We start from the raw sequence: 19,752 nt of genomic DNA on the forward strand, positions 1-19,752 counted from the left end.
GCTTCGTCAGGCCGCCCTGGGACCCCGCCTGCCTTCGACCCGCCCGCCCATGACCAGGGCGGCCAGCGCCTCGGCGGTCATGGCCCGGCCGTAGAGATAGCCCTGGCCCTCGCGGCAGCCCATGATGCGCAGCATCGTGTCCTGCTCGATCGTCTCGATTCCCTCCGCGATGACATCCAGGCCGAAGCTCTGAGCCATGCCGAGCACGGCCCGGACGATCTCCGCGTCGTGCCGATCCGTGAGGATGTCCCGCACGAAGCCGCGGTCGATCTTCAAGCGCGTCAGCGGGAAACGCTTGAGCGAACTCAGCGAGGCATAGCCCGTGCCGAAATCGTCGAAGGCGATGGAGACGCCGTGCCGATGGAGCTCGCGCAACGGGTCCAGCAGGAAATCGTCGGTCTGAAGGGCGATCCGCTCCGTCACCTCGATTTCGAGCAGGCTCGGCGGCAAGGCGTGGCGTTCCAGGGCGCCGATCACCTCGCGAGCCAGCCGTCCCGTCCTGAGATGAGCCCCGAACAGGTTCACGGCGACCCGCAAGGGAGGCAGGCCGAGGGCGCGCCAGAGCGCGGATTGCCGGCAGGCATCGTCGACGATCCATCGGCCGATGGAGGCGGCGAGGGGATGGGCTTCGAGGGCGTCGATGAAGGCGGCCGGCAAGAGCAGGCCGCGGGTGGGATGCTGCCACCTCAGCAGGGCCTCGGCACCGATGACCTGTCCCGAATCCAGCTCGACCTGCGGCTGGTAGTGCAGCACCAGTTCGGCACGCTCCACCGCTCGGGTCAGCTCGTCGTGGAGCGTCCGCCGGGCGACCACCGCATTGCGCATGGATTGTTCGAACAGGCGAAAGCAGCGCCGCCCGTCACGCTTGGCCTGGTAGAGGGCCAGATCCGCATCGGCGATCAGCTCGTCCCGGACGGTTCCCGGCCCGCCTATCGCCGCGCCGATGCTGAGACCCACATGGAAGACGTGCCCTGCCACCGGGAACGGGGTCTGGAACGCCTCCAGGATCTGCGCGGCCAGGGCCCCCGCATCGAGCGGGCTGCCCCGCCCCGGCAGGAGCAGCGCGAATTCGTCCCCGCCGAACCGGGCCACCGTGATCTGGGCGGTGACCCAGGACGACAGCCGAACCGCCACGGCCTGGAGCAGCACGTCCCCGACGGCGTGGCCCAGGCTGTCGTTGACCTCCTTGAAGCCGTCGAGATCGAGCAGCATCACCGTGGCGTACCGGTCCGTCGCGAGGCTGGCGTCCAGGCGCTCGTCGAAGAGGGCGCGGTTGGTGAGGCCGGTCAGCTTGTCGTGGTGGGCGAGTTGAACCAGCTTGGCGTCGCGGGCGCGCCACTCGCTGATGTCGCGGATGACGGCGCCCATCCCGATCCCGTCGGGTCCCTGCCAGATCGACATCGAGAACTCGACCGGGAACGTGCGACCGTCGCGGTGCAGCGCTGTCAGTTCGATGGTGCGGCCGGCGAGGTGTGACGCGCCCCCGGAGACGATCCGGCGAAGCCCCGCTTTGTGGGCGGCGCGGAGCGGCTCGGGAATGATGATCTCGGCGGGCCGGCCGACCATCCCGCCCGCGCCATGGCCGAACAAGGCCTCGGCCGAGGGATTGCAGAAAGTGATCGTGCCCGTCCCATCCACCACGAGCAGGGCATATTCGGCGGCCTGAGCGAAGCCGATCGCCGCCGCGTTGGCCAGCTGCGCCCGTCGAATCTCCAGCCGGTCCATGACGAGGCCGGCGAAAGCGGCGAGCTTCGACCGCTCGGCATCGTCGAAACCGTCGCGCGGCTTCGTGTCGAGAACGCAGAGCGAGCCGATGCAATGCCCCTCGGCCGTGATCAGAGGCGCGCCGGCATGGAACCTGACGCCCGGCAGGTCGCGGAAGACGAGCCCCTCGTCGTCCGCGTTCACCACCACGATCCCGGACTGCGTGAGGACGCGCTCGCAGGGCAGGCCGTGTCGCGGCAGCCGGTGAAGATCGACGCCGATCCGGGCCACGAGCCAGGAGACCTCGTCGTCCACGAGGCAAACCCAGGCCATCGGCATGGCGAGGCTCGCCGCCGTCACCGCGACGATGCGTTCGAGGCCGGCATCCGGGACGGCGCCGATCACGTGGCAGGAGCGCAGAGCGGTCAGACGCTCGGCGTCGTCCGTGGGGCCCGTTCGATCGTCGGTTCCGGCGGGTGCCGATGGTGAAGGAATCATGGAATCGGCACCGAACATGAGCGGTTTCGATGGGGATACTCTGTCAAATGCTAACAGACCGTGCCGCAAGGGCTCGCAGGTATCGATGTCGTTGGTGTGTTCGAGATACCGCTTTCATGGGGCGAAGGCAGGACGATCGGCCGTCTTCGGAAGAACAGGTCAACAATCCTGACGGATATTGCGGAACCTCTTGAGAGGCGGTCGACGATACCTCAAACATCAGATCTGGCCATGGTTCCGCCCATGGGCCGACTTGAGGCGACATTGGTCACGTGCGTCGGTTTTTGGACCGATTGACGTCTGGGGCAATGCTGCGCGAGGATCAATCAAATATCCGAAATCCTATTAAAATCTCTTAACCATGTCGAAAAATCACCGCAAACCAAACCTTTGATAGTGGCTTGATGTATATCTATCGTTCCATCAGATTTCGATCCGGCGGAGGTCAATCATGGCGCATTCGATCTACGTGAGGAAGATCGGCGAGGGCTGCGAGAGTTCCTGGAAGACTCTGGCCCATGCCATCCAGACCCGGAGCGAGGCGGTCATGCTCGCTCGGAGACTGGCATCGTCCTATCCGGAGTCGGGTGCGGATCCCTTCAAGCGGGTGTTCTGGTTCCGCGACCGGACCGGGCTGCACGAGATCCGGGCCTCCCCCGAAAGCTAATTCCGGATCGCTCTTCCTGTGCGGTGAGAGCTTGAAACGGGAGGGGGGCGGCGGTATCGCCGGGCGGCCGGTGCATCGAGCCACGGCGTCAGGAGATCGCCGCGCCATGACCGAGATCCGTCCGCGTCGCAGCGTCCTTGCCATGCCCGGCTCCAATCCACGGGTCCTCGAGAAGGCGCGCGGCCTGCCCACCGACGTCGTGATGATCGATCTGGAGGATGGCGTCGCCCCCGAAATGAAGGCGGAGGGACGGGACGCCGTCGCCGCCACGGTGGCTTCCCGGCCCTACGGGCGGCGCGAGGTCGTGGTCCGTATCAATGGCCTCGACACGCCATGGGGGGAGGCCGATCTCGCGCGCATCGCCCCTGCCGGGCCGGACGCGATCGTGATCCCGAAGGTCTCCGGACCCGATGCCCTCGTGGCGGTCGGCTCGCGCCTGCGCCGCCTCGGCGCGCCGGACCATACCCGCGTCTGGGCGATGATCGAGACGCCGCTGGCGATCCTCCACATCGCCGAGATCGCCAGCGCCGCCCGCGACGTGGATACGCGCCTGTCGTGCCTGCTCGTCGGGCCGAACGACCTCGCCAAGTCCAGCCGGGTCCGGCTCGGAATGCCGGGCCGTCCGGCCCTGATGCCGTGGCTGATGAACGTGGTCATGGCAGCCCGAGCTTACGAGGTCGACGTCATCGACGGCATCTACAATGCCTTTCGCGATGAGAGCGGGTTCAGGGCCGAGTGCGAGCAGGGCCGCGACTGCGGCTTCGACGGCAAGATGCTGATCCATCCCGGCCAGATCGCCACCGCCAACGAGCTGTTCGGTCCCTCGGAGGCCGAGATCGAGGAGGCGCGGGCGATCATCGCCGTCTTCGCCGAGCCGGAGAACCGGACGCGCGGGGCCATCGCCTTTCGTGGCCGGATGATCGAGCGGCTCCATGCCGTGGAGGCGTCCCGGATCGTCGCCCTCGCCGACGCCATCGCGGCACGGGCGGCGTGAGCGGCGCACCTCCGACTGTTCCCCCGGCGGTCGACCTGCGAATCCGCGACCCGCGATTGCGGGAATGGGGCTTTCCGCGCTGGGGCTCGGCGGCGGCGGCGGGACTCGACCTCCATGCCTGCCTCGACGAGCCCGTGACCCTGGCGCCGCAGGCTCCCGCAATCCTGATCCCGGCGGGGTTCAGTGTGCTGATCCGGGATCCGGACTGGTGCGGCCTCGTCTTCCCGCGCTCCGGCCTCGGTCACCGCGAAGGGCTGGTGCTGGGCAACGGGACCGGCGTCATCGACGCGGATTACGAGGGGCCGCTCATGATCTCGGCCTGGAACCGCAACGCCGACCCGGCCGCGACGATCGTCATCCGCCCCGGCGAGAGGATCGCGCAACTGGTCTTCACCCGCGTGACGCGGCCGGCCTTCACCATCGTCGACGCCTCTGATCTCGACGAACCCGGCCCGCAATCCGGGCGCGGGCAGGGCGGCTTCGGATCGACGGGCCGGCACTAGCCGCGACACGGCGGGCGCACCGCGCCCGACCATGCTGAGCGATCCGTGTACGCCATAACCCTCTGAAGCCGCCGAAATGTGGACCACGGGGGCGTACCGGGGCAAGACACGACCGTCGGCGGCGTGTCCAACCACCGACTGGCTGTGAACTCAGCCATCGACCAAGGCCAGTGCGTTAGCCGTATAGCGGCCGCCGCTGATCGCGTCCTTCGGCATCGACCGCGCGATCGCAGAAGCGTCTTCGCTGGACAGCGTCACCGCCACTGCGGCCGCGTTCTCTTCGAGGTGCCTGATTTTGCGTGCGCCGGGAATGGGCACGATGAAATCGCCCTGATGCAGAATCCACGCGAGCGCGAGTTGCGCGGGCGTAATGCCCTTCTCGGTGGCCATCGTTTCGAGGACATGGAGCAGCGGCCGGTTCGCGGAAAGATTCGCCGCCTCGAACCGCGGCAGCGTGCGACGAAAATCATCCGCGCCTAGGCTCTCGCGGTCCCGGATGGACCCGGTCAGCAGGCCGCGTCCGAGCGGGCTGTAGGGGACGAAGCCGATGCCGAGTTCCCGGCAGGTCGGCAAGACCTCCGCTTCGGGCTCCCGGCTCCACAGCGAGTATTCACTCTGCACCGCCGCGATGGGATGCACGGCGTGCGCACGCCGAATGGTGGCAGCGCTGGCTTCCGACAATCCGAGCGCCCGCACCTTGCCGGCCCGCACGAGATCCGCCATGGCGCCGACGGTTTCCTCGATGGGCACGGCGGGGTCGACGCGGTGCTGATAGAAGAGATCGATCACGTTGACGCCGAGGCGCTTCAACGAGGCCTCGCAGACGGCGCGGACATGCTCCGGCCGGCTGTCGAGGCCGATCATCCGCTCCGTCCCGCTCCCCTGGTCGCTGATCTTGAAGCCGAACTTGGTGGCGATCACGACGCGCTCGCGCATCCCCTTGATCGCCCGGCCGACGAGTTCCTCGTTTTCGTAAGGACCGTACACCTCCGCCGTGTCGAGGAAGGTGACGCCGAGTTCGATGGCCCGGTGAAGGGTGCGGATCGAATCGGCTTCGGGCTGCCCGCCATAGGCGAAGCTCATTCCCATGCAGCCCAGGCCCAAGGCCGACACGGCCAGATCCGGTCCAAGATGACGATCGTCCATGGCATCGCTCCTTGTTGAACAGGGCCACGAATTAGCGGTTGCCGGATTGATCGATAAGCTGCGACAGTTTCAACGACCTGTTCTACGATGTTCATCAATGAAGCGGGCCGACCTTCCAGCGCTGTCGATTTTCGCTACGGTTGCCAGGCATGGCAGCTTCCGGGGAGCCGCTCGGGCGGAGGGGATATCGGTCTCGGCGATCAGCCACGCGGTTCGCGGGTTGGAAGAGAGCCTCGGCTTTCGGCTGCTGGACCGCACGACCCGCAGCGTCGCTCCGACGGAAGCCGGTCGCCGTCTTCTCGAAGGCTTGGCCCCGGCGCTCGCCTCGATCGCCGACGCCGTGGAAGTCGCGGGTGAAACCGGCCATCAATTGACGGGCACGATCCGGCTGTCGGTGCCACGCTCGGCGGCCGAACTCGTTCTGTTGCCGCTGGTGCTCGCCTTCACACGTCACCATCCCGGCGCGGCGGTGGACATGCTGGTCGAGGACGGGCTGACCGACATCGTTGCCGGAGGCTTCGATGCCGGCGTGCGGTTCGGCGAGAGCCTTGAGCAGGATATGATCGCTGTCCCGATCGGTCCTCGTCAGCGCGCGGCGGTGGTGGGGGCGTCCGCCTATTTCAAAACGCATCCGATCCCGACGACACCGCACGATCTGGCCGATCATGTCGGTATCCGTCGGCGTTTCGCGAGCGGGGCCCTCTACGACTGGGAGTTCGAGAAGAACGGCGCGACGATGGCGGTCGCGATGCAGGGGCCGATCACGTTGAACGATGACGGATTGATCGTCGATGCGGCCTTGGCGGGCGCGGGCCTCGCTTACGCGTTCGAAGGACAGGTGCTGGCCAACATCAAGTCCGGAGCGTTGGTGCGCGTGTTGGAGGACTGGTGCGATCCCTTCTCCGGCTTCTTTCTCTACTATCCCAGCCGCAAGCTGATGCGGCCCGTGATGCGAGCCTTCATCGATTGCATCCGTAATTCACCTCGGTGACGGGCAGTGTGCCGGCCGGCCATCGGTGGCTCTTGCGTACCCATCGCGCGCAATACCGCGCCACGGCGGAGAGTCGACACGGCGGGCCGACGGCGAAGTCAGAGAACTGAGGCCCGCTCCTCAGCCGCAATTTCCGTTTATGAGCCTTGTGTCCGGCCTGCCGGCGATGGACCTTGCATCCATCGCGGTCTGGCCCAATTGCGTCCCGTCTTCCGGATCGTCCGGCAGTCGCCGCGGCTTTCGATGGTCGGGAGAGACCGTGTCCTGATGCCTGCCATGCCCGCATCCGTAGAAACGGCTTCGGCCCTCATCGCCATCGTCTGCGCCTCCGCGCCCGTCCATCTCGTCCTGAATCTCCGAAGCCTCGATTGCGCCATCCGGCTCGTCACCGGGGCGAAGGCCGCCGCGAGCGACGAGCTGTTTCACCCGGCCGATCTCATCATCGTGATGCACGATCCCCATAGCGGGATCGATGGTCCGACCGTGATCCGGGACCTGCGCGGTCACGATGGACATGCCCGCACGGCGGTCCTGTTGCTCGGGGCCTCTTCCGCCCTGCGGCGGTCGGGGATCGAGGCAGGTGCCACCGACGTGATGACCGGTCCCATCGATCCCCTCGATCTGCAGATCCGCGTCTGCAACCTGCTCGAACTCGCCCTGGCGCGTCAGGTTCTCCACCGGCAATCGGTCGCGATGTGCCGCGACGTGGACCGGGCGGGCGCCGAGGCGGCCTCGCGGGAGCGGGAGATCATCCGCCGCCTGATGCTGGCCGCCGAGTTCCGCGACGATCAGGCGGGGGATCACCTCACGCGGGTCGCCGGCTGCGCCATCGCCATCGCCGAAGGGCTCGGCCTGTCGGAGGGGGATGCGAACGACATCGCCCTGGCCTCGACGATGCACGACATCGGCAAGATCAGCATCCCCGACAGCATCCTGATGAAGCCGGGGCCTCTCAGCGACAGTGAGCGCGAGGAGATGAAGCACCACGCGATCCGCGGCTATCGCATGCTCTACGACAGCCCCTCGCATCTGCTGCAGCTCGCCTCCGACATCGCCCTGACCCATCACGAGCGCTGGGATGGCGGCGGCTATCCGCAGGGATTGAGCACGACTCAGATCCCGCTCGCGGGCCGCATCGTCGCCGTCGCCGACGTGTTCGACGCCCTGATCTCCGAGCGGGTCTACAAGAAGGCCTGGACCCCGGAGGCCGCGCGCCGGCATCTCGAAGAGCATGCCGGCACCCATTTCGACCCGGATTGCGTGGCCGCCTTCGTGGCCCGCTGGGACGACATCCTCGGGCTGGTGGAAAGCAACCCGCCGGAATCCGCCACCGTGTGAGCCGCCTGGAGGGTCAGGCGTCGGCGACGCCGGCCTCGTCCTGTGCCTGGAGCACGTCCGGCCGGGGCATGGAGATGATGTTATAGCCGGAATCGACGAAATGGACCTCGCCGGTGACGCCGCCGGACAGGTCCGAGAGCAGATAGACGGCCGACCCGCCGACCTCTTCCAGCGTTACCGTGCGCCGTAGGGGGGCGTGGGCGCGCTGGTGATTGAACATCAGGCGCGCATCGGCGATGCCGGCGCCGGCCAGGGTCCGCATCGGGCCCGCCGAGAGGGCGTTGACGCGGATTCCCTCCGGGCCGAGATCGCCGGCGAGATAGCGCACGGACGCTTCCAGTGCGGCCTTGGCGACGCCCATGACGTTGTAGTTCGGCATGATCCGGGTCGAGCCGCCATAGGTGAGCGTCAGCATCGAACCGCCACGTCGCATGCGCTTGGCCGCCCGCTGCGCGATCTCCGTGAAGGAGAAGCACGAGATCACCATCGTCCGCGAGAAGTTCTCGCGGCTGGTCACGTCGACATAGCGGCCTTTGAGCTGCGCCTTGTCCGAGAAGCCGATGGCGTGGACGACGAAATCGATCCCGTCGGTGAAGCGCTCGTCGAGGGCGGCGAACAGCGCGTCCACGCTGGCGATGTCCTCCACGTCGCAGGGGATGACGATGTCGGAGCCGAGGGAGGCGGCGAGCGGCTTGACGCGCCGCCCGAGGGCGTCCCCCTGATAGGTGAACGCGAGTTCCGCGCCGTGGTCATGCAGGGACTTGGCGATGCCCCAGGCGATGGAATGATCGTTGGCGACCCCAAGAATCAGGCCGCGCTTGCCTGCCATCAAACCCGTCATACGTGTCCCCGCATCCATCACGCCGAAGTGTCAGACAGTTCCGGCCATTGCGAGGACGCTTAGCGCGTGCATCGACGAACTGTCCAATCCGGCATCGAACGGATGAGCGAGCAACCGTTCAGGTGGGGCACGCTCAGAAAGACAAGTGGCGATCAGAAATACCCGCGCGTCTCGTCCAGGGCCGTATCGACGAGCGCCTGTTTGGCCCGGATGCAGGCTGTGGCCACGATACCGAGGCCTGCGAGAGTGCTCAGGGAAATCAGGATCATCACCATCGTGGACTTTCGGCTTCATTCAGGAAACGCGATGTCGAATCCGCGGTTCCGCAAAAAGAAGCCGGCGTCACGCCAGCAAAGCCGAAGTCAATCTTCGAAAGCTTGGCCGTTCAGGCGTCGATATGCTTGAGGACGAGGGTGGAATTGGTTCCGCCGAAGCCGAAGGAATTCGACACGACATGGCCGAGTTGGACGTTGTCGCGGCGCTGCCGGAGGATCGGCATGTCGGCGAAGGCCGGATCGATCTCGTCGATATGCGCGCTCTCGCAGATGAACCCGTTCTGCATCATGAGAAGGGAATAGATCGCCTCGTGTACGCCGGTGGCGCCGAGGGAATGCCCGGTGAGCGACTTGGTGCCCGAGATCGGCGGACAATCGTCGCCGCGGCCGAAAACTTCACGGATCGCCTCGATCTCCTTGAGATCGCCCACCGGCGTCGCGGTGGCGTGGGGGTTGATGTAGTCGATCCGGGCGCCCTTCAGCCCTTCCATCGCCTGCTTCATGCAGCGCACGGCGCCTTCACCGGAGGGGGCGACCATGTCGTGGCCGTCCGAGGTGGCGCCGTAGCCGGCGAGCTCGCCGTAGATCCGCGCGCCGCGCGCCTTGGCATGCTCCAGCTCCTCGAGGACGAGGACGCCGGCGCCGCCCGCGATGACGAACCCGTCGCGGTTGACGTCATAGGCGCGCGAGGCCCGGGCGGGGGTATCGTTGTAGCGCGAGGACATCGCTCCCATCGCGTCGAACAGGACGGAAAGCGTCCAGTCCAGATCCTCGCAGCCGCCGGCGAAGATGATGTCCTGGCGCCCGCTCTGGATCACCTCGCCGGCATTGCCGATGCAGTGGTTGGACGTGGCGCAGGCCGACGAGATCGAATAGTTCACGCCCTTGATCTTGAAGAAGGTCGCCAGCGTCGCCGAAGCCGTCGAGCACATCGCCTTCGGGACGGCGAAGGGGCCGACGCGCTTGGGTCCTTTCTCGCGGGCGAGATTGGCGGATTCGACGATCGCCTTCGTCGAAGGGCCGCCGGACCCCATGATGATCCCGGTGCGGTCGTTCGAGACGTCACCCGCCTCGAGGCCGGCATCGCGGATCGCCTGATCCATGGCGATGTGGTTCCAGGCGGTGCCGCCGCCGTGGAAGCGCATGGCGCGCCGGTCGACGAGGCCCTCGGGGTCGACGCTCGGGCGTCCCTCGACCTGGCTGCGGAAGCCGAGTTCGGCATAGGAGGCCGAGTGGCCGATGCCCGACTTGGCCTCGCGCAGGGAGGCAAGGACTTCCTGGGTGTTGTTGCCGATGGACGAGACGATGCCCATCCCGGTGATCACGACACGCCGCATGGAAACGCTCTTCTCTTTCGCCGAAGCGCCGTCGCACCGACGCGTGTCAGGTAGGATGATGCCGGCGCAATCTCAACCACCGGCGGGCCGGAGGGCTAGCCTTGTGCCTGGAACAGGGCAACCCTCAGATCCTTAGCGTCATAGATCCGGGCGCCGTCCGCTTCCAGCCAGCCATCGGCGATGCCGAGGACGAGCTTGCCCTGGCGCACGCGCTTGATGTCGATGCCGTAGACGACCTTGCGCACGGTCGGCAGCACCTGGTCACTGAACTTCACCTCGCCGACGCCGAGCGCCCGGCCCCGGCCCGGCGCGCCGAGCCAGCCGAGATGAAAGCCCACGAGCTGCCAGAGCGCGTCGAGGCCGAGGCAGCCCGGCATCACCGGATCGTTCTTGAAATGGCAGCCGAAGAACCAGAGGTCCGGCCGCACGTCGAATTCCGCCAGGACGTGGCCCTTGCCGTAGGCGCCGCCCTCGGTCCCGATCGAGGTGATGCGGTCGAACATCAGCATCGGCGGTAGGGGGAGCTGCGCGTTGCCGGCGCCGAACAGTTCGCCACGGCCGCAGGCCAGCAACTCCTCATGGGAGTAGTGGGAGGCGCGGGGAACGGTCTGTTCTGAGCCGGCGGCGGCGGGCGATTCGGAATCGGAAGACATGATCGGTGTGTCGGTCCTTGGTGGAGGGCGCGTTCGAAACGCCGGACATCGCCCACGAACGCCGGAACGGTCGTGGCCATCGCGGGTCCACGACATCGTCCGAACCCGCGAGCGGCGCTTCGTTAACACACCGCCTGAGCGGCACAAAACACCACGTCTCCATATGAGGCGAAGGACGCGCCGCGAAGTTGGTCGCAAGGCTGGTTGTCTGCCTGTTGAATGGAATGACTTTAAACAAGCCGCATGTTCACACTGCGTAGCTACTCAGCACCGGCTTGGGTTGCGACGAGGGGGGAGGTTCGTATAGAGTTGTCTTGTATTTTGTTGGTTCCGTGAGATGTCAGTACCGCCGATGTCCAATCCGCTGCCGCTGCAGGCCATGCTGAACGCACGTGGCGCTTCCCTCGATATCGCTTCGGTCGCGGGGCGCCGGGGATGCCCCCTGTCCGACCTGCGCGACCGTCTGCGCCGCTCCGGCCTCCGTCCGACCCGTCAGCGCCTGTCGCTCGGCTGGCTGCTGTTCGGGCGTGGCGACCGCCACCTGACGGCGGAAATGCTCTACGACGAGGCCATGCGCGCCAAGGTGCCGGTCTCGCTCGCCACGGTCTACAACACCCTGCACCAGTTCACCGAGGCCGGGCTTCTGCGCCAGCTGGCCCTCGACGGGTCCAAGGCCTATTTCGACACCAACCCGAGCGAGCACCACCACTTCTTCCTCGAAGACGAGGGGCAGGTTCTGGACATGCCCGATTGCGGCATCACCGTCGATTCGCTGCCCGATGCCCCCGAGGGCATGGAAATCGCCGGCGTCGAGGTCATCGTCCGCCTGCGTCGCCGGCACGGTGCGCGCCAGTCCTGAGAGAGGCTTCTTTCGCTTCTCACTCCATGAAAAAGGCCCGGCTGAGCCGGGCCTTTTTCGTGAGGCGCTACCGATGCTGCCGGACTCGGAGCGACTCAGGACACTCCCGATCACGGTCGGTTCTCGCTCCGAGCGCGACGGCGCAGCGGGAACTTGTGGGAGACACTCAGTCGATCTTCTCGTTCGGGTAGACGCCCCAGAGCCGGTCCTGGCGGATGTACCCGTCCACGTCGCCGCTCCTCTGAGGGAGCGCGACGATCACCCGGCACCAGCTTCCGGTGCAGCTCTTTACGCTACCGATGACGCCGGGCTGGAGCTTGGCCTCCACGCCCGACCCCTCTTCCGCCCGTGAATGAAGCGGGATCGCGGCGTCGCCGCCCCTGGCCGCCATGACGATGGACGTGCGCCGGCCGGAGAGGAGGGAGTGGAGCACCCAGCCTTCGGTCCCCTCGGAATCGCGGATGCGCCGCCAGGTCTCGAACTCGGCGACGATCTCGATGGGCAGGCCGGCCCGCTGGAACACCCAGAGCGTGCGGTGGTCCTTCGACGGACCCTCGCGCAGGTTGACCCGATCGGTCTTGAGGCTCGCATAGCGTGGCAGGGGCAGGCCCGTGGCCGGGCCGCGATTCGCGTCCGACGCGCCTCCCGCCGCCGGGGCGGCCAGCGCCGGGGAGAGGGGCGCCACGAGGGAGGCGGCCGCCGTCAGGCACGTAAAGAACAGAAGTCCAGGCAGGCGCGTCATCGGTCTTCCCAAAGGTTCACGATCGTCATGGCCACGATCGCCATCGTCAATCCTCGTCTAGCGATCCCTCGCGCGCGATGTTTCGGGCGCGGGGGCACGTTGTGTTCCGTGCCCTCTCTGGTAGAGAAGCCTCAAGAACCGGCAGCCGAGGCGTCGGGGCTATGGGACCTGTCTGGCCGATGCGTGGTTAATGCCGGGTCAAGCCTCGGCATGAACCGTCGCTCCCGGCAGCGGCCGGCCTGGCAGAAACGTTCGCGGAGGGTGCATGTCGTCGTTGAAGCGCAAGCCACTCGTTGTGGTCACGCGTCGCCTCCCCGAGGTGGTCGAGGCGCGCATGCGCGAGTTGTTCGATATCCGCCTCAATCCCGACGACGCCCCGATGGGCAGCGAGGCGCTGGCCGCCGCGTTGCGCGAGGCCGACGTGCTCGTTCCCACCGTCACCGACAGGATCGATTCCGGTCTCCTCGCCCAGGCCGGGCCGAACCTTCGCCTGATCGCGAATTTCGGCAACGGCGTCGACCACATCGACGTGGCGGGGGCCCTGGAGCGAGGCATCACCGTCACCAACACCCCCGGCGTCCTCACCGAGGACACCGCCGACATGACCATGGCCTTGATCCTCGCCGTGGCCCGCCGCGTGGCGGAGGGGGCGCGCATCATCCCGGACGACAATTGGGACGCGGGCTGGTCCCCCACCTGGATGCTCGGCCGCCGCATCACCGGCAAGCGCCTGGGCATCGTCGGCATGGGCCGGATCGGCCAGGCGCTGGCGCGCCGAGCCAAGGCGTTCGGCCTGCAGATCCACTATCACAACCGGCGCAAGGTGCCGGTGCAGATCGAGCGCGAGCTCGACGCGACCTATTGGGAATCCCTCGACCAGATGCTGGCGCGGGTGGACATCGCGTCGGTGAATTGCCCGCACACCCCGGCGACCTATCACCTGCTCTCGGCCCGCCGCCTCAAGCTGCTCAAGCCGGAGGCGATCGTCGTGAACACGGCTCGCGGTGAAGTGATCGACGAGAACGCCCTCGCGCGCCTGATCGAGGCGGGCGAGATTTCGGCGGCCGGCCTCGACGTGTTCGAACAGGAACCGGCCGTGAGCCCCCGCCTCGTCAAGCTCGCCCGGTCCGGCAAGGTCGTTCTCCTGCCGCATATGGGGTCGGCCACCCACGAGAGCCGCACCGATATGGGCGAGAAGGTCATCATCAACATCAAGACCTTCATGGACGGACACCGCCCGCCGGACCGGATCCTGCCGAGCATGCTCTGACGGCCGGCAGCCGGCCCCGGGGGGCTAGATTCCGGCGCCGGGCGCGGGTGCGGTTTGCACGGTGCTTGCAGGGCGGTCGATCTATGTGCACTCGCATACCGAGGCCGTAGGAACGGCGTCATGTTCGATACGTTGACCGGCGCCGATAGGGATCGTCGGTTGTCGCGTATCGGGTAGAGTGGGAGCAAAATGGCCGCGGAGACAAAGTCGACCGAGGCGAGCATCGCAGAGGCCGTCCCGTGTGACGAGTTTCGTCGCTTCGCGGATTTCGTGCCCCTGATGATGTGGCGCTCCGACATCGAAGGGGCGGCGGTCCATCACAACGAGTGCTGGCTCGATTTCACCGGCCGGAGCCGCGAAGACGAACTCGGCCATGGCTGGCGGCGTGGCCTGCACCCGGACGATTTCGACCGTCATGCCGCCCTGGTCCAGGAAGCCTTCGCCTCGCGCAGTCCCTACTCCATCGAGTTTCGCCTGCGCCGTCACGACGGTGCCTACCGCTGGCTCCTGAACAACGCCCGTCCCCTCACCGAGAACGGCACGTTTCAGGGTTATCTCGGCTCGTGCTTCGACATCACGGACCGCAAGCGGGCCGAGGAGCATGCCGAGCATGCCCTCGTGGAGAAGGAGGCCCTTCTCGCCGAGGTTTATCACCGGGTGCGCAACAACCTGCAGGTAATGGTGAGCCTGATCGGTCTCTACGGCCGCGCCGCGCCGCCGCCGTGCCGCGGGAGCTTCGAGGCGCTCGGCCAGCGTGTTCGTGCCATCGCCCTCGTTCAGCAGCATCTGCACGAAGCGCCGCACATCGCCTCCATCGACCTGCGCGATTACCTTCACCGGCTCGCCTCCGGCCTCGGCCAGTTGCGGCGGGCGGGCCGCATCAGCGTGGCGGTGGGCGGCAGCGGCACGAGCCTCGTGGAACCGCGCACCGCCAACGCCCTCGGCATGATCGTGGCCGAAGTCGTGGCCGAATGCCTCGACGCCACCGCCGATTCCGTCTCCTGCACGATCGCGATCACCATCGACGCCCAGGCCGGCGCGCCGGTCCGTCTCACCATCGTGTCGGGCGGCGATCAGCCCGGGGCCCATGCCACGGACGTGCCCAATCTCGGTCCTCGGCTGGTGGCGGCCTATGCCGCTCAGGCCGAAATCGCCGTTCGCGGCACCGGCACGCAGGCCGATCCGATGGAACTGCAGCTGCCCGAAGCCCTGGTGCATCCGTCGGAGTAGCGGACATGGACGCTCGCCGGACGGCGGGCCGCTCCCTATATCGATGGGGCGAGGAAGTGCCGTCGCTTCGCTCGATCGTCGCCGAGAGTTCAGCCTGACACCATGCTTCCACCCATCGCAACGATCATCGACAATTTCGAAATCCTCGACGACGGGCCGGACCAGCTCGAGTACCTGATGGAACTCGGCCGTGCCCTGCCGCCCTTTCCGGACGAATTGCTCACCGAGCAGAACCGGGTCCATGGCTGCGAAAGCCAGGTTTGGGTCGATTCGAATGTCGATCATTCGCAGTCGCCGCCGCGCCTTCACCTGCGCGGGACCAGCGATTCCTTCATCACCAAGGGGCTGATCGCCCTGGTGATGGCCCTGCACGACGGGAAGACGCCGACCGAGATCGCGGATGTCGACGTCTTCCAGGTCTTCAAGCAGATCGGCCTCGGCGCTCACCTGACGTCGAAGCGTTCCAACGGGGTCCGGGCCATGGCCGAGCGCATCCATCGGGACGCGGCGCGGCTCGCGGCCTGAAACAGGGTCCGAGCCTCAGGCCCGCTCGCGCCACTGGCGCAGGCGCGACCGGCTCGGACCCACCGCCTCCCGTTCCAGCCCGTAATGCTCGGCGAGCCGCGCCAAGGCGATGCGGATGACGACCTTGGCCGAGCGTGCCGGCCAGCGGCGCTCCGCCTCGATCGTCTCCAGGCCTTTCACGAAACCGCACAGGTCGATCAGCAATCCGGACAGGTCGCTCCCAACCGCTGACAGGGCCGCGCGGACGCGCTGTCGGGCCGCCAGCATGGCATCCGACCCGGCCGAGGGATCGCGGGGGGCGCCGCCATCGACTTTGACCCCGCTCCAGTCCGACCCCAAGCGCGGCATCAGCGCCCCCATGGTCATGTCGCGGCGCAGCCGCTCGCCCGCCTCGAAACAGGCGGCGTCGATCAAGGGGCTTCCATCGCGATCGCGGCGCCGTGCCATCCAGGCGAGGGGACTTTCCGAGGCGTCGCGGACAGGCCGGGTCGGCTCACCTTTGCCTTCGAGGTCGAGATGCTGGGCGAGGTAGGGCGTGTCCCGGCCGGCCCGGTCTCGCCGAAGCCTCGCCCGCCCGGCGGCGCTGATGGTGAGCCGGGCGCGCCGTCCCGCCGCCTGTTCGGCGAGATCGCAAGAGAGGAGAGCCTGTCCCGCCTGCGCGCCATAGCGTCCGCTGCTCACGGAGATCCCATCACCTCCGCTTCGCACGATGATCTCGCCCTCCGTCAGCGGATCGGGCAGGGCATAGGCTCCCTCTTCGTCGAGGGCCGCGAGGAGCCGGGCCGCATCGCGACCGAGTTCCGCCTGAGCGCGCGCCGGCATGGATCGCCGACCCATGCCGTGGATCGCCGCATTCGGGGTCTTGTTCATGATATGTTCCCTGGCGTAAAGATGCGGCAATCGCCGCGGCACCAGGGATGTTATAAGAAATTAGTCCTAACGCAAGTCTCAATCACGAGGTCGACGACGACGGGGGGACCGGGCGGCGAGAGTTCGCCAGCGCCCGGCCCCGCTTCGCTTACGCGGCTTCGTCGTAGGTCCCGTTGCGGGTCTGGCCGAGGCCGATGGCCTTGGCGAGGTCCGAACGCGCCTTGGCGTAGTTCGGAGCGACCATCGGATAATCCGAGGGGAGGCCCCACTTCGCGCGATATTGTTCCGGACTCATGTCGTACTTCGCGCGCAGGTGGCGCTTGAGCGATTTGAATACGCGCCCGTCTTCGAGACAAATGATGTGATCGGCTGTCACCGACTTCTTCACGGGGACGGCGGGCTGCTGCGGCGCAGAAGCGACCTTGGCCTCGGCCTCACCGCTCGCGACCTGGGTCAGCGAGGTATGGACGCGGGTAATGAGCTGCGCGAGCTCGCCGACCGGCACCGGGTTGTTGCTCACATAGGCCGAGACGATATCGACCGTCAGTTCCACGAAGTCGGCCGAATTCTCAATGTCGCTCATTGTTTAAACAGTTCCTTTAAGCACGATTTAGCACGATGCCGGACGAGGTCTTTTGAGTATGCAGGCGATGGTCCAAGGGACAGTTTGGCAATCCATAGCTGGACTCTCGGCATCGTGGCTTCATCCAGTGGCGCTCTACGATGGTGGGCGACGATAACCGCCATTTCGCCCATTTAATATATTCACATTGATCTCGCAAGACGGGAGTCAGTCATGATGGGTCGCCGAATCAACGGTTCTGAACGATATTTCAATTTAATGTGAGTTCGCATCGACGCAGGCTAAGTCGACGCGCTGTCAACGAGGCCTCTCAAGGATAGAGAACCAGTTGCATCCATGATGCCAAAGCCTGTCGTCGGTCGAGCCGTCCGGCACCGCGCCGAAAAGACTTCCCTCTCGACCTTGCCCATGGCCTCCGGCTGGGACACATGCAGGCATGGAAGGCGACCGGTGAACGGATCGGTCGCCGCTACGCTATTCAGCCGACGGTGGTTGGCAACCTTACAGGTCTATCCATGGACGATCTTTTCCACTTGGAAAGCAAGCCACCCGTCGCCGAGGTGCGCCCGCACACATTCACCGTGCATGGCCGAGCAATTTCCGACAATTATTCTTGGCTGAAGGCCGAGAACTGGCGCGACGTGCTCAAGGATCCCGCTGCCCTCCCGGCCGATATCCGGGCATATCTCGATGCCGAGAACGCCTATACCGAAGCGGCGCTCGGCGATCTGGTTTCTTTACGCAAGACTTTGGTCGCGGAGATGCGCGGGCGCATTCGCGAAGACGATAGCGGTGTGCCCGAGCCGGACGGCGCCTTCGCCTATTATACCCGCCATCGCGAGGGCGGGCAGCATCCCCTCGTCTGCCGCCGTCCGCGCACGGTGGTGGTGATCCCCGGACAGGGGGCCGAGACGGCCGGGACGGGCGGTCCGGAAGAGGGCGAGGAGATTCTTCTCGACGGTGACGAGGAGGGCAAGGGATTGCCCTTCTTCGAACTCGCCGCGGCGGTTCACGCGGACGATCACACCCGCCTCGCCTGGAGCGCCGACTCCAAGGGGTCCGAGCTCCACACCATCCGTGTCCGCGACCTCGGCACCGGGCAGGATCTCCCGGATGGTATAGAGGCGACCACCGGCGAGGTGGTCTGGTCCGCCGACGGGCTGTCGTTCCACTATGTGGCCGTGGACGAGAACCATCGTCCCGCCCGCGTCATGCATCACGTGTTGGGCACAGAGCAGGCCGCCGATACGTTGCTCTACGAAGAGCGAGATTCCGGATTCTTCGTCCATATCGAGACGACGCAATCGCGCGATTACCTTGCCATCACGGCGAGCGACCATGAAACCTCCGAAGTGCATCTCCTCGACCGCAAGTCGCCGGACGCAACCCTGCTATGCGTTCAGCCGCGGGAGCCGCTGCTGATCTACTCCGTGGAGAATTGGGGGAACCACCTTTTCATCCTGACCAATGCGGACGGGGCGGAAGACTTCAAGATCGTCACCACCCGCATCGGCGCGTCGGGCCGCGCCCATTGGAACGACCTCATCCCGCACCGGCGCGGCGTGATGATCCGCCACCAGCACGTCATCGCCCAGCACCTCGTGCGCCTCGAGATCGAGAATGCGCGGCCCCGTATCGTCGTCCGCGACACGCAGGGCAACGAGCACGTGGTGGCCTTCGCCGAGGAGGCTTATTCCCTCGGCCTCCAGCCGGGGCACGAGTTCGAGACGGCGGTGATCCGGTTCACCTACTCGTCGATGACGACGCCGGCCGAGACCTACGATTACGATTGCACGACCCGCGCGCGGCAGTTGCGCAAGCGCCAGACGATCCCGAGCGGGCACGATGCCGCCGCCTATGTGACACGCCGGATCTTCGCCACGGCCCCGGACGGGGAGAGCGTGCCGATCTCGCTCCTCCACCGCCGCGACCACGTCCTCGACGGCTCGGCTCCGCTGCTGCTCTATGGCTACGGGTCCTACGGCACGATGATGCCGGCCGCGTTCCGCACCAACCTGCTGTCGCTGGTGGATCGCGGCTTCGTCTACGCCATCGCCCATGTCCGCGGCGGCACCGAGAAGGGCTGGCACTGGTACATGGACGGCAAGCGGGGCAAGAAGCCCAACACCTTCACCGATTTCGTCGCCTGCGGCCGTGCCCTGGCGGAGGCCGGATACACCACGCCCGGCCGCATCGTCGCCCATGGCGGGTCGGCCGGCGGGATGCTCATGGGGGCGGTGGCCAACCTTGCGCCGGAGCTCTTCGCGGGGATCGTCGCCGACGTGCCCTTCGTCGACGTGCTCAACACCATGCTCGACGGCGACCTGCCCCTGACGCCGCCGGAATGGCCGGAATGGGGAAATCCGGGCGCGAGTGAAGAGGATTTCGAGACCATTCTGTCATACTCGCCCTACGACAACGTCTCGGCCCAGAACTACCCGGCGATCCTCGCGCTCGGCGGCCTCACCGACCCGCGCGTGACCTATTGGGAGCCGGCGAAATGGGTGGCGCGGCTGCGCGCCACGATGACCGGCGGCGGCCCGGTCCTCATGCGGATCAACATGGAAGCCGGCCATGGCGGGGCGGCGGGACGATTCGACCGGCTGGAGGAGGTGGCCTTGATCTATGCCTTCGCCCTGCGGGCAGTGGGCCGGGCCGGAGCCGGCGAGGGGCCGCAATCGTGACGGCCTTCGCCCGCACCGCAACCGCCGCCGCGTGTCTGCTGG

18 protein-coding genes are annotated in these 19,752 nt (G+C 66.7%); 10 read left to right on the forward strand and 8 right to left on the reverse strand.

Translation table 11 applies throughout. The features are described from left to right. Positions 1-6: 6 nt before the first annotated feature. On the reverse strand, positions 7-2,202 hold the full coding sequence (locus ASF34_RS12335; protein WP_244478980.1) for a putative bifunctional diguanylate cyclase/phosphodiesterase: 2,196 nt from the start codon (positions 2,200-2,202) through the stop codon (positions 7-9). A gap of 451 nt (positions 2,203-2,653) precedes the next feature. Here ASF34_RS12335 and ASF34_RS12340 point away from each other — a divergent pair, with 451 nt between their 5' ends. The 3 genes from ASF34_RS12340 to dut all read left to right on the forward strand — a co-directional run bounded on the left by ASF34_RS12340 (position 2,654) and on the right by dut (position 4,366). Beyond that, the gene (locus ASF34_RS12340; protein WP_018045391.1) at positions 2,654-2,869 is read left to right on the forward strand and encodes a hypothetical protein; all 216 of its coding nucleotides are present in this window, start codon (positions 2,654-2,656) and stop codon (positions 2,867-2,869) included. Between the two features lie 106 nt (positions 2,870-2,975). Then, complete coding sequence (locus tag ASF34_RS12345) at positions 2,976-3,863, forward strand: HpcH/HpaI aldolase/citrate lyase family protein (RefSeq protein ID WP_018045390.1); 888 nt, start codon at positions 2,976-2,978, stop codon at positions 3,861-3,863. Further along, a complete protein-coding gene (gene dut, locus ASF34_RS12350; protein WP_056161394.1) occupies positions 3,860-4,366 on the forward strand; it encodes a dUTP diphosphatase in 507 nt (168 codons plus the stop codon). The genes ASF34_RS12345 and dut overlap by 4 nt, the downstream gene beginning before the upstream one ends. 150 nt (positions 4,367-4,516) lie before the next feature. Here the strand turns inward: dut and ASF34_RS12355 are convergent, their stop codons facing one another. Further along, complete coding sequence (locus tag ASF34_RS12355; RefSeq protein WP_056161397.1) at positions 4,517-5,512, reverse strand: aldo/keto reductase; 996 nt, start codon at positions 5,510-5,512, stop codon at positions 4,517-4,519. A gap of 97 nt (positions 5,513-5,609) precedes the next feature. Here ASF34_RS12355 and ASF34_RS12360 point away from each other — a divergent pair, with 97 nt between their 5' ends. Continuing rightward, the gene (locus ASF34_RS12360) at positions 5,610-6,503 is read left to right on the forward strand and encodes a LysR family transcriptional regulator (RefSeq protein WP_056161398.1); all 894 of its coding nucleotides are present in this window, start codon (positions 5,610-5,612) and stop codon (positions 6,501-6,503) included. Between the two features lie 276 nt (positions 6,504-6,779). Further along, on the forward strand, positions 6,780-7,841 hold the full coding sequence (locus ASF34_RS12365) for an HD-GYP domain-containing protein (protein WP_018045386.1): 1,062 nt from the start codon (positions 6,780-6,782) through the stop codon (positions 7,839-7,841). A gap of 13 nt (positions 7,842-7,854) precedes the next feature. On the opposite strand, the gene fabI is transcribed toward ASF34_RS12365, so the two are convergent. From fabI to fabA, 3 genes are all read right to left on the reverse strand, one after another. Continuing rightward, complete coding sequence (fabI, locus tag ASF34_RS12370) at positions 7,855-8,682, reverse strand: enoyl-ACP reductase FabI (protein ID WP_056161400.1); 828 nt, start codon at positions 8,680-8,682, stop codon at positions 7,855-7,857. A 385-nt stretch (positions 8,683-9,067) separates the two neighbouring features. Beyond that, positions 9,068-10,294, reverse strand: a complete 1,227-nt coding sequence (gene fabB / locus ASF34_RS12375) for a beta-ketoacyl-ACP synthase I (protein ID WP_018045383.1) — start codon at positions 10,292-10,294, stop codon at positions 9,068-9,070. Between the two features lie 95 nt (positions 10,295-10,389). Beyond that, positions 10,390-10,947, reverse strand: a complete 558-nt coding sequence (fabA, locus tag ASF34_RS12380; protein WP_018045382.1) for a 3-hydroxyacyl-[acyl-carrier-protein] dehydratase FabA — start codon at positions 10,945-10,947, stop codon at positions 10,390-10,392. 352 nt (positions 10,948-11,299) lie between these two features. Here fabA and irr point away from each other — a divergent pair, with 352 nt between their 5' ends. Further along, complete coding sequence (gene irr, locus ASF34_RS12385; RefSeq protein ID WP_018045381.1) at positions 11,300-11,806, forward strand: Fur family transcriptional regulator Irr; 507 nt, start codon at positions 11,300-11,302, stop codon at positions 11,804-11,806. 166 nt (positions 11,807-11,972) lie between these two features. Here the strand turns inward: irr and ASF34_RS12390 are convergent, their stop codons facing one another. After that, the gene (locus tag ASF34_RS12390) at positions 11,973-12,548 is read right to left on the reverse strand and encodes an SH3 domain-containing protein (protein ID WP_018045380.1); all 576 of its coding nucleotides are present in this window, start codon (positions 12,546-12,548) and stop codon (positions 11,973-11,975) included. A gap of 265 nt (positions 12,549-12,813) precedes the next feature. Here ASF34_RS12390 and ASF34_RS12395 point away from each other — a divergent pair, with 265 nt between their 5' ends. The 3 genes from ASF34_RS12395 (at position 12,814) to ASF34_RS12405 (ending at position 15,573) form a co-directional block, all read left to right on the forward strand. Further along, entirely contained in the window at positions 12,814-13,818 is a 1,005-nt protein-coding gene (locus ASF34_RS12395; protein ID WP_056161401.1) for a 2-hydroxyacid dehydrogenase, read from the forward strand. A gap of 189 nt (positions 13,819-14,007) precedes the next feature. Then, on the forward strand, positions 14,008-15,048 hold the full coding sequence (locus ASF34_RS12400) for a sensor histidine kinase (RefSeq protein ID WP_056161403.1): 1,041 nt from the start codon (positions 14,008-14,010) through the stop codon (positions 15,046-15,048). Positions 15,049-15,150: 102 nt separating this feature from the next. Continuing rightward, complete coding sequence (locus ASF34_RS12405; RefSeq protein WP_018045377.1) at positions 15,151-15,573, forward strand: SufE family protein; 423 nt, start codon at positions 15,151-15,153, stop codon at positions 15,571-15,573. 15 nt (positions 15,574-15,588) lie between these two features. On the opposite strand, the gene ASF34_RS12410 is transcribed toward ASF34_RS12405, so the two are convergent. Together ASF34_RS12410 and ASF34_RS12415 are read right to left on the reverse strand one after the other, a co-directional pair. Then, positions 15,589-16,443: a DUF6456 domain-containing protein gene (locus ASF34_RS12410; protein ID WP_443136536.1), complete on the reverse strand. Its 855-nt coding sequence runs from the start codon at positions 16,441-16,443 to the stop codon at positions 15,589-15,591. Between the two features lie 148 nt (positions 16,444-16,591). Next, positions 16,592-17,026, reverse strand: a complete 435-nt coding sequence (locus ASF34_RS12415; RefSeq protein ID WP_018045375.1) for a MucR family transcriptional regulator — start codon at positions 17,024-17,026, stop codon at positions 16,592-16,594. A 515-nt stretch (positions 17,027-17,541) separates the two neighbouring features. Between ASF34_RS12415 and ASF34_RS12420 the strand changes: the two genes are divergently transcribed. Further along, entirely contained in the window at positions 17,542-19,710 is a 2,169-nt protein-coding gene (locus tag ASF34_RS12420) for a S9 family peptidase (RefSeq protein WP_056161405.1), read from the forward strand. Positions 19,711-19,752: the final 42 nt, after the last annotated feature.

Source organism: Methylobacterium sp. Leaf106, assembly GCF_001422895.1.
Classification (GTDB): domain Bacteria; phylum Pseudomonadota; class Alphaproteobacteria; order Rhizobiales; family Beijerinckiaceae; genus Methylobacterium; species Methylobacterium bullatum.

Excerpts from the sequence above, each read along its gene's own strand:
- ASF34_RS12335 (WP_244478980.1), bottom strand. The coding sequence starts at position 2,202 with ATGATTCCTTCACCATCGGCACCCGCCGGAACCGACGATCGAACGGGC.
- ASF34_RS12340 (WP_018045391.1), top strand. The coding sequence starts at position 2,654 with ATGGCGCATTCGATCTACGTGAGGAAGATCGGCGAGGGCTGCGAGAGT.
- ASF34_RS12345 (WP_018045390.1), top strand. The coding sequence starts at position 2,976 with ATGACCGAGATCCGTCCGCGTCGCAGCGTCCTTGCCATGCCCGGCTCC.
- ASF34_RS12355 (WP_056161397.1), bottom strand. The coding sequence starts at position 5,512 with ATGGACGATCGTCATCTTGGACCGGATCTGGCCGTGTCGGCCTTGGGC.
- ASF34_RS12360 (WP_056161398.1), top strand. The coding sequence starts at position 5,610 with ATGAAGCGGGCCGACCTTCCAGCGCTGTCGATTTTCGCTACGGTTGCC.
- ASF34_RS12365 (WP_018045386.1), top strand. The coding sequence starts at position 6,780 with ATGCCCGCATCCGTAGAAACGGCTTCGGCCCTCATCGCCATCGTCTGC.
- fabI (WP_056161400.1), bottom strand. The coding sequence starts at position 8,682 with ATGACGGGTTTGATGGCAGGCAAGCGCGGCCTGATTCTTGGGGTCGCC.
- fabB (WP_018045383.1), bottom strand. The coding sequence starts at position 10,294 with ATGCGGCGTGTCGTGATCACCGGGATGGGCATCGTCTCGTCCATCGGC.
- fabA (WP_018045382.1), bottom strand. The coding sequence starts at position 10,947 with ATGTCTTCCGATTCCGAATCGCCCGCCGCCGCCGGCTCAGAACAGACC.
- irr (WP_018045381.1), top strand. The coding sequence starts at position 11,300 with ATGTCCAATCCGCTGCCGCTGCAGGCCATGCTGAACGCACGTGGCGCT.
- ASF34_RS12390 (WP_018045380.1), bottom strand. The coding sequence starts at position 12,548 with ATGACGCGCCTGCCTGGACTTCTGTTCTTTACGTGCCTGACGGCGGCC.
- ASF34_RS12395 (WP_056161401.1), top strand. The coding sequence starts at position 12,814 with ATGTCGTCGTTGAAGCGCAAGCCACTCGTTGTGGTCACGCGTCGCCTC.
- ASF34_RS12400 (WP_056161403.1), top strand. The coding sequence starts at position 14,008 with ATGGCCGCGGAGACAAAGTCGACCGAGGCGAGCATCGCAGAGGCCGTC.
- ASF34_RS12405 (WP_018045377.1), top strand. The coding sequence starts at position 15,151 with ATGCTTCCACCCATCGCAACGATCATCGACAATTTCGAAATCCTCGAC.
- ASF34_RS12410 (WP_443136536.1), bottom strand. The coding sequence starts at position 16,443 with ATGAACAAGACCCCGAATGCGGCGATCCACGGCATGGGTCGGCGATCC.
- ASF34_RS12415 (WP_018045375.1), bottom strand. The coding sequence starts at position 17,026 with ATGAGCGACATTGAGAATTCGGCCGACTTCGTGGAACTGACGGTCGAT.
- ASF34_RS12420 (WP_056161405.1), top strand. The coding sequence starts at position 17,542 with ATGGACGATCTTTTCCACTTGGAAAGCAAGCCACCCGTCGCCGAGGTG.